Source organism: Streptomyces sp. CNQ085, assembly GCF_022614595.1.
Taxonomy (GTDB): domain Bacteria; phylum Actinomycetota; class Actinomycetes; order Streptomycetales; family Streptomycetaceae; genus Streptomyces.
Window position 1 is genome coordinate 1369 of sequence record NZ_JAJFAU010000181.1, and the last position, 7246, is coordinate 8614.

At 67.9% G+C, this 7246-nt stretch carries 9 protein-coding genes; all 9 read left to right on the forward strand.

The window, feature by feature from the left end:
- On the forward strand, positions 1-642 hold a 642-nt coding region (locus LJ221_RS21805; RefSeq protein ID WP_302852051.1), incomplete at its 5' end, for a biotin/lipoyl-containing protein.
- A 156-nt stretch (positions 643-798) separates the two neighbouring features.
- Positions 799-1128 carry a TcmI family type II polyketide cyclase gene (locus tag LJ221_RS21810; RefSeq protein WP_241718437.1) on the forward strand — a complete coding sequence of 110 codons (330 nt, stop codon included), beginning with the start codon at positions 799-801 and terminating at the stop codon, positions 1126-1128.
- Complete coding sequence (locus LJ221_RS21815; RefSeq protein WP_241718430.1) at positions 1125-2396, forward strand: beta-ketoacyl synthase; 1272 nt, start codon at positions 1125-1127, stop codon at positions 2394-2396. The genes LJ221_RS21810 and LJ221_RS21815 overlap by 4 nt, the downstream gene beginning before the upstream one ends.
- Entirely contained in the window at positions 2393-3607 is a 1215-nt protein-coding gene (locus LJ221_RS21820; protein ID WP_241718431.1) for a ketosynthase chain-length factor, read from the forward strand. Before LJ221_RS21815 ends, LJ221_RS21820 begins: the two co-directional genes overlap by 4 nt.
- A 93-nt stretch (positions 3608-3700) precedes the next feature.
- Entirely contained in the window at positions 3701-3961 is a 261-nt protein-coding gene (locus LJ221_RS21825; protein ID WP_241718432.1) for an acyl carrier protein, read from the forward strand.
- An 81-nt stretch (positions 3962-4042) separates the two neighbouring features.
- Positions 4043-4828, forward strand: a complete 786-nt coding sequence (fabG, locus tag LJ221_RS21830) for a 3-oxoacyl-ACP reductase FabG (RefSeq protein ID WP_241718433.1) — start codon at positions 4043-4045, stop codon at positions 4826-4828.
- 34 nt (positions 4829-4862) lie between these two features.
- A complete protein-coding gene (locus LJ221_RS21835) occupies positions 4863-5807 on the forward strand; it encodes an aromatase/cyclase (protein WP_241718434.1) in 945 nt (314 codons plus the stop codon).
- Between the two features lie 151 nt (positions 5808-5958).
- The gene (locus LJ221_RS21840; RefSeq protein WP_241718435.1) at positions 5959-6963 is read left to right on the forward strand and encodes a 4'-phosphopantetheinyl transferase superfamily protein; all 1005 of its coding nucleotides are present in this window, start codon (positions 5959-5961) and stop codon (positions 6961-6963) included.
- Positions 6936-7246 (forward strand): carboxyl transferase domain-containing protein (locus tag LJ221_RS21845; protein WP_302852052.1); only part of this gene is annotated, 311 nt, incomplete at its 3' end. The genes LJ221_RS21840 and LJ221_RS21845, both read left to right, overlap by 28 nt.

Here is a 7246-nt window from a genome sequence, read left to right on the forward strand (position 1 = left end):
TGGGACTCGCTGCTGGCCAAGCTGGTCGTCACCGGCGCCACCCGGGCCCAGGCCCTGCAGCGCGCCGCCCGGGCGCTGGCGGAGTTCACCGTCGAGGGCATGGCCACCGCCATCCCCTTCCACCGCACGGTGGTCGCCGACCCGGCCTTCGCCCCCGAGGTCAACGGGCGGCCCGCCGACCCGTTCACCGTCCACACACGGTGGATCGAGACCGAGTTCGTCAACGACATCAAGCCCTTCGCCGCGCCCGGCGCGGACGCCGAGGACGACGAGCCCGGCCGCGAGACGGTGGTCGTCGAGGTCGGCGGCAAGCGCCTGGAGGTCTCCCTGCCCGCCTCGCTGGGCATGTCCCTGGCCCGCACCGCCGCGGCCGGCGGCGCCCGCCCCAAACGCCGCGCGGCCAGGAAGTCCGGCCCGGCCGCCTCCGGTGACGCGCTGGCCTCCCCCATGCAGGGCACCATCGTCAAGGTCGCCGTCGAGGAGGGCCAGACCGTCGCCGAGGGCGAGCTCGTCGTGGTGCTGGAGGCGATGAAGATGGAGCAGCCCATCAACGCCCACCGCGCCGGCACCGTCAAGGGCCTGAACGCCGCCGTCGGCGCCGGGGTCAGCGCCGGCGCCGTCATCTGCGAGATCAAGGACTGATTTCCTTCCTCGGAAATAACCTGCAGAATCGTGACCGGGTCTGACGTTTTCCTGACATTGGATCTGTTGAAACCGGGCGACCCGTTCAGGATACTCATTTTTGGATTTCCCCAGGCCGCCGCGCTCTCCCGAGTCGGTCATGAAGAGAGGAAACGCATGCACAGTACGTTGATCGTGGCCAGGATGGATCCCGGATCGATTCTCCAGGTCGCCGAACTTTTTGCCGATTTCGATGCCACTGAAATGCCCCATCGCATGGGCACGCGACGGCGTCAGCTTTTCGAATACCGTGGTCTGTACTTCCACCTTCAGGATTCCGATGAGGACAACGGCGGCAAGCTGATCCAGGAAGCGCGGAACGATGAGCGTTTCGTCCGGATCAGCGATGACCTGAAGCCGTACATCGAGGCGTACGATCCCAAGACGTGGCGCTCGCCGGCCGATGCGATGGCCAGGCGCTTCTACAGTTGGCGGGCGTCGGCGTGACCGGTCGGCGAGTGGTCATCACCGGCATCGAGGTCCTCGCCCCGGGAGGCGTCGGGACGAAGAACTTCTGGAGCCTCTTGAGCGAGGGCCGTACCGCGACACGCGGGATCACCTTCTTCGACCCCAGTCCCTTCCGCTCCCGAGTCGCCGTGGAGATCGACTTCGATCCCGAGGAGTACGGCCTGAGCCCTCAGGAGATTCGGCGAATGGACCGGGCTGTGCAGTTGGCCGTGGTCGCGGCCCGCGGATCCGTCGCCGACAGTCGCATTGATCTGGACACCTACGACCCGTACCGGGTCGGTGTCACCATTGGCAGCGCCGTGGGCGCCACCATGGGACTCGACGAGGAGTACAGGGTCGTCAGCGATGGAGGCCGGCTCGACCTCGTCGACCACGACTACGCGGCCCCGCACCTGTACAACTACCTGGTCCCCAGCTCCTTCGCCGCCGAAGTGGCCTGGGCAGTCGGCGCGCAGGGCCCGAGCACCGTGGTGTCCACGGGTTGCACCTCCGGCATCGACTCGGTCGGGCACGCCGTGGACCTGATCCGGGAAGGTTCCGCCGATGTCATGATCACCGGTTCCTCCGACGCCCCCATCTCACCCATCACGATGGCGTGCTTCGACGCGATCAAGGCGACCACGCCCCGGCACGACGAACCCGAGCGTGCCTCCCGCCCCTTCGACGGGACCCGCAACGGTTTCGTCCTCGGCGAGGGAGCCGCCGTCTTCACCCTGGAGGAGCTGGAGAGCGCGAGGAAGCGCGGTGCGTACATCTATGCCGAGATCGCCGGCTACGCGACGCGTTCCAACGCTTACCACATGACCGGCCTGCGCCCCGACGGGGCGGAGATGGCCGAGGCGATCAGGTTGGCGCTCGACGAGGCGCGGTTGGATCCGACCGAGATCGACTACATCAATGCGCACGGCTCGGGCACCAAGCAGAACGACCGCCACGAAACCGCGGCCTTCAAACGAAGCCTGGGCGGCCACGCGTATCGGACCCCGGTGAGTTCCATCAAGTCGATGGTCGGGCACTCCCTCGGGGCCATCGGCTCCATCGAGATCGCCGCTTCCGCGCTCGCCATGGAGAACAACGTGGTGCCACCGACAGCGAATCTGCACACCCCGGATCCGGAGTGCGACCTGGACTACGTTCCGCTGGTCGCGCGTGAACACCGCACCGACACGGTCCTGACCGTCGGCAGCGGCTTCGGCGGATTCCAGAGCGCCATGGTGTTGACGCGTCCCGGAAGGAGCGGGGCATGACGACCTCCGCGGTGGTCACCGGCCTGGGTATCGCTGCCCCCAACGGCCTGGGTGCACAGGACTTCTGGGCTTCGGTGCGTAATGGGAAGACCTGTATCGGTCGGATCACGCGCTTCGATCCCTCTTCCTATCCGGCGACGCTGGCTGGGGAAGTGCCCGGCTTCGTCGCCGAGGACCTCCTGCCCAGCCGGCTGCTTCCGCAGACTGACCGGATGACGCAGATGGCGCTCGTCGCCGCTGACTGGGCGCTGACGGACGCCGGAGTGGACCCCAAGGATCTGCCGGAGTTCGGCATGGGCGTGGTCACGGCTGGTTCGTCGGGCGGTTTCGAGTTCGGCCAGGGCGAACTGCAGAAGCTGTGGAGCCAGGGCAGCCAGTACGTCAGCGCGTACCAGTCCTTCGCGTGGTTCTATGCCGTCAACAGCGGTCAGATATCGATTCGTAACGGCATGAAGGGCCCCAGCGGAGTGGTCGTCAGCGACCAGGCGGGCGGCCTCGACGCGATCGCGCACGCCCGCAGACAGATCCGCAAGGGAACGAACATGGTCGTCTCCGGCGCCATCGACGCCTCGATCTGTCCCTGGGGCTGGGTCGCCCAGCTGGCTGGCGGCCGGCTCAGCACCAGAGATGAGCCCTCGCGGGCCTATCTGCCCTTCGACGCCAAAGCTAACGGGCATGTCCCCGGCGAGGGCGGCGCGATCCTGATTATGGAGTCCGCTGATGAGGCTCGGGCGCGCGGTGCGCGGATCTACGGAGAGGTCTCCGGATACGGCGCGACGTTCGACGCGAAACCCGGCAGCGGGCGCGAACCCGGACTCCGCAAGGCCATGGAGCTGGCCCTGGCCGACGCTGGCGCGGAACCCGGCGACATCGACCTGGTCTTCGCGGACGCCGCGGCCGTGCCGGAATTGGACCGGATCGAGGCCGAGGCCATCACCGCGCTGTTCGGGCCCCGCGGCGTACCGGTCACCGCCCCCAAGACGATGACGGGCCGGCTGTACTCCGGAGCCGCTCCCCTCGACGTGGCCGCCGCGCTGCTCGCCATCGGAGAGGGGCTGATCCCGCCCACCGCCAACGTCGATCTCTCCGACGAGTACGACATCGACCTGGTCGGTTCCCAGCCCCGTACCGCCGAGGTGCGCACGGTCATGGTGATCGCCCGCGGTCACGGTGGTTTCAACTCCGTCACAGTGGTCCGCGGGGCCGACTGACCGTTCTGAATCGGTGCCCGCCGACCGCCTCCCTGAAGGCGGCGAGGGCGCCCATAAGAAGTACGCGTTGCTCACACACAGAGAGGAACTCGCGTGGCCACACACGAATTCACCATCGACGACCTCCGGCGCATCCTCCTCGAGGGCGCGGGAGCGGAAGAGGACGTGGACCTCGACGGCGACATCCTCGACGTGCCGTTCGAGGCGCTGGGCTACGAGTCGCTGGCGTTGCTCGAGACCGGCAGCCGCATCGAGCGCGAGTACGGCATCACCCTCGACGAGGACGCCCTGGGCGTCGCAGGTACCCCGCGTGTCCTCATCGCCGCCGTCAACCTGCAGTTCGTGTCCGCTTGATCGGCGATGACCCAGGGCCGGACGAACGGATCCGTTCGGTTCGATGCCCATCCACAGCACCACTTACCTGGAGAAGAGGACATGCCGCAACAGGACAAGCGGGTCGCCCTGATCACGGGAGCGACCAGCGGGATCGGCCTCGCCGTCACTCGACTCCTGGCCGCCCGGGGGAATCGGGTATTCATCGGCGCCCGTAGCGCCGAGGGTGTCGCCAACACGGTCAAGGAACTGCGCGAGGAGGGTTTCGAAGTCGACGGAACCGTCCTTGACGTCCGTTCCGACGATGACGTCAAGGCCTTCGTCCAGAGGGCCGTCGACAGGTTCGGCACGGTCGACATCCTGGTCAACAACGCGGGCCGGTCGGGCGGCGGCGTCACCGCCGACATCCCCGACGAACTGTGGCACGACGTCATCGACACCAACCTCAACAGCGTCTTCCGGATGACTCGTGAGGTGCTGACGACCGGCGGCATGCGCGACAAGAGCCGCGGCCGGATCATCAACATCGCCTCCACCGCCGGCAAACAGGGCGTCGTCCTCGGTGCCCCTTACTCGGCATCGAAGCACGGCGTCGTCGGCTTCACCAAGGCGCTGGGCAACGAACTGGCCCCGACCGGCGTAACCGTCAACGCGGTCTGCCCCGGATACGTCGAGACCCCCATGGCCCAGCGCGTCCGGGCCGGATACGCGGCCGCCTACGACACGACCGAGGAAGCCATCCTCAAGAAGTTCCAGTCCAAGATTCCGCTCGGTCGGTACTCCACACCAGAGGAGGTCGCCGGCCTGGTCGGCTACCTGATCTCCGACACCGCTGCCTCCATCACCGCGCAGGCCATGAACGTCTGTGGCGGCCTGGGCAACTTCTGAAGCCTCCGCGTTCCGACATCCGAGGAGAACGAGTATGCCGCAGCAGAGCCTGCGTGAGGTGAAGCACGAGATCACGATCTCGGCTCCGGCCGCCGACGTCTACCGGCTGATCGCCGAGGTGGAGAACTGGCCTCGCGTCTTCCCGCCGACCATCCACGTGGACCACGTCGAGCGGGACGGGAACGAGGAACGCATCAGAATCTGGGCCACCGCCAACGAGACGGCCAAGAACTGGACGTCGCGCCGCATCCTCGACCCCGAGGCGATGAGTATCACCTTTCGCCAGGAAGTGCCGGCCCCGCCGGTCGCGGCCATGGGCGGTACCTGGATCATCGAGCCCCTGTCGGAGGCGGAGGCCCGTGTTCACCTGCTGCACGACTACCGGGCGATCGACGACGACGCGGACAGCCTGGCCTGGATCGACGAGGCCGTTGACCGCAATTCGCGCACCGAACTCGCGGCGCTGAAGACGAACGTGGAGACCGCCCGCGCCACCGAGAAGGTGACTTTCTCCTTCGAGGACACCGTGCAGATCAACGGCTCGGCCAAGGACGTCTACGACTTCATCAACGAGGCCGACCTCTGGGGGAAGCGGCTGCCGCACGTGGCCACGGTCCGGCTCGAAGAACTCTCCCCGGGGCTGCAGATCCTGGAGATGGACACCCGCGCCAAGGACGGTTCCACACACACCACCAAGTCCTGTCGCGTGTGTCTGCCGACCCACAAGATCGCGTACAAGCAGGTCACGCTCCCTGCGCTGATGACCCTGCACACCGGCTACTGGACCTTTGTGGAGAACGGGGACGGCGTCGCCGCGTCCTCGCAGCACACCGTTGTCCTGAACACGGACAACATCGCCAGTGTCCTGGGCGAGGACGCGACGGTCGAAGACGCCCGCGACTACGTCCGGACGGCTCTCAGCACCAACAGCCGGGCCACCCTCGGCCACGCCAAGGAGTACGCGGAGGGTAACCGCTGACGGTGGCATCCTCCGGCACAAGACCGGTCCGGCCACGGGCCGTGCGGGGGCGGACAGCGCCCCGGCCGGCCCGTGGCCTTCCGCCCATTCCGCGGGGCGGACGTTCCCCGCCGAAGTGGAACTCGTGTTCCCCCATGAGAGGTGACCGCCCATGACGCGGCTCGATGCCGCGCCCGGCCCGCTCGGCAGACCTCCCCGCATCGGTCCGCTGCGGGCGACGGGGTCTGCCACGCGTGCGAAGGGCGAGTTCACACCCGTCGGTGGCCCTGCACCGCCGGGGCTTCCGCCCGGTACGGTGCTCGGTGCCGAGCCGGGGGAGTTGCAGATCTGGACACTGCGCGGACCGGTCACCGAACCACCGCCCGCAGCGATCGGCGAACTCGACGACCGTGAGCGGGAGCGCGCCAACGCGTTCGTACGCCCACAGGGCCGCCTCACGTACCTCTCCGCGCACATAGCGCTGCGCCGCATCCTCGCCCTCCACCTGGGCATCGCTCCCGCGCAGGTGTCACTTGGACGCGCTCCCTGCCCGTGCTGCGGCGCGCCGCACGGCCGGCCGGTGGTGACCGGTACCGAGTCCTCGCCGCACTTCTCCCTGTCGCACAGCCGGGGGCTCGTCGCCATCGCGGTGGCCGCAGTGCCGGTGGGAGTCGACGTGCAGGGCGTTCCGTCCGCTGATGTCGCTCGACTGTGCGTGCGGAAGCTGCACGTGCGGGAGCGAGAGGAATTGGCCGGCCTGTCACGGGAGGAACTGCCGATCGCCTTCGCGCGTCTGTGGACGCGGAAAGAGGCATACCTCAAGGGACTCGGTACCGGGCTGGGCCGTGGACTCGCCGCCGACTACCTCGGTGACGCCGAGGGCGAGGAGGAGCCGGACAGGCCGGACGAATGGCTGGTCCGCAACCTACCATGCGAATCCGGTCACGTCGCCGCGGTCGCCCTGCTCACCGCACACGGTCACCGCGCCGTGCTCCGGACCGTGCCGGCGGATCGCTTGTACAGGGACGACATCACGGCACTCGCCGTCGACACGAGCCACGAAGACCGTGTGCCGCTGCTGGTACCGCGGCGACGACACACGGTGACACGAGCAGAAGAGGACGCCAGGAGGAAGGGACGGGAACCGTCATGCCGAGCACCGCATCCTCACCGGTAGCCGCCGAACGTTTGGGAGAACTGCACGCGCTGAAGGAACTGGTCAGGAAAGGAGCGGACCCCAAGGCGACGAAACGTCAGCACGCCAGAGGCAAGCTGACCGCTCAGGAACGGATCGAGCTCCTCCTCGACAAGGGGAGCTTCACCCAGGTCGAAGGCCTGCGCCGGCACCGGGCGACCGGGTTCGGCCTGGAGGACCGCAGGCCGTACACGGACGGTGTGATCACCGGCTGGGGGACGGTGGAGGGCCGCACCGTCTTCGTCTACGCCCATGACTTCCGGAT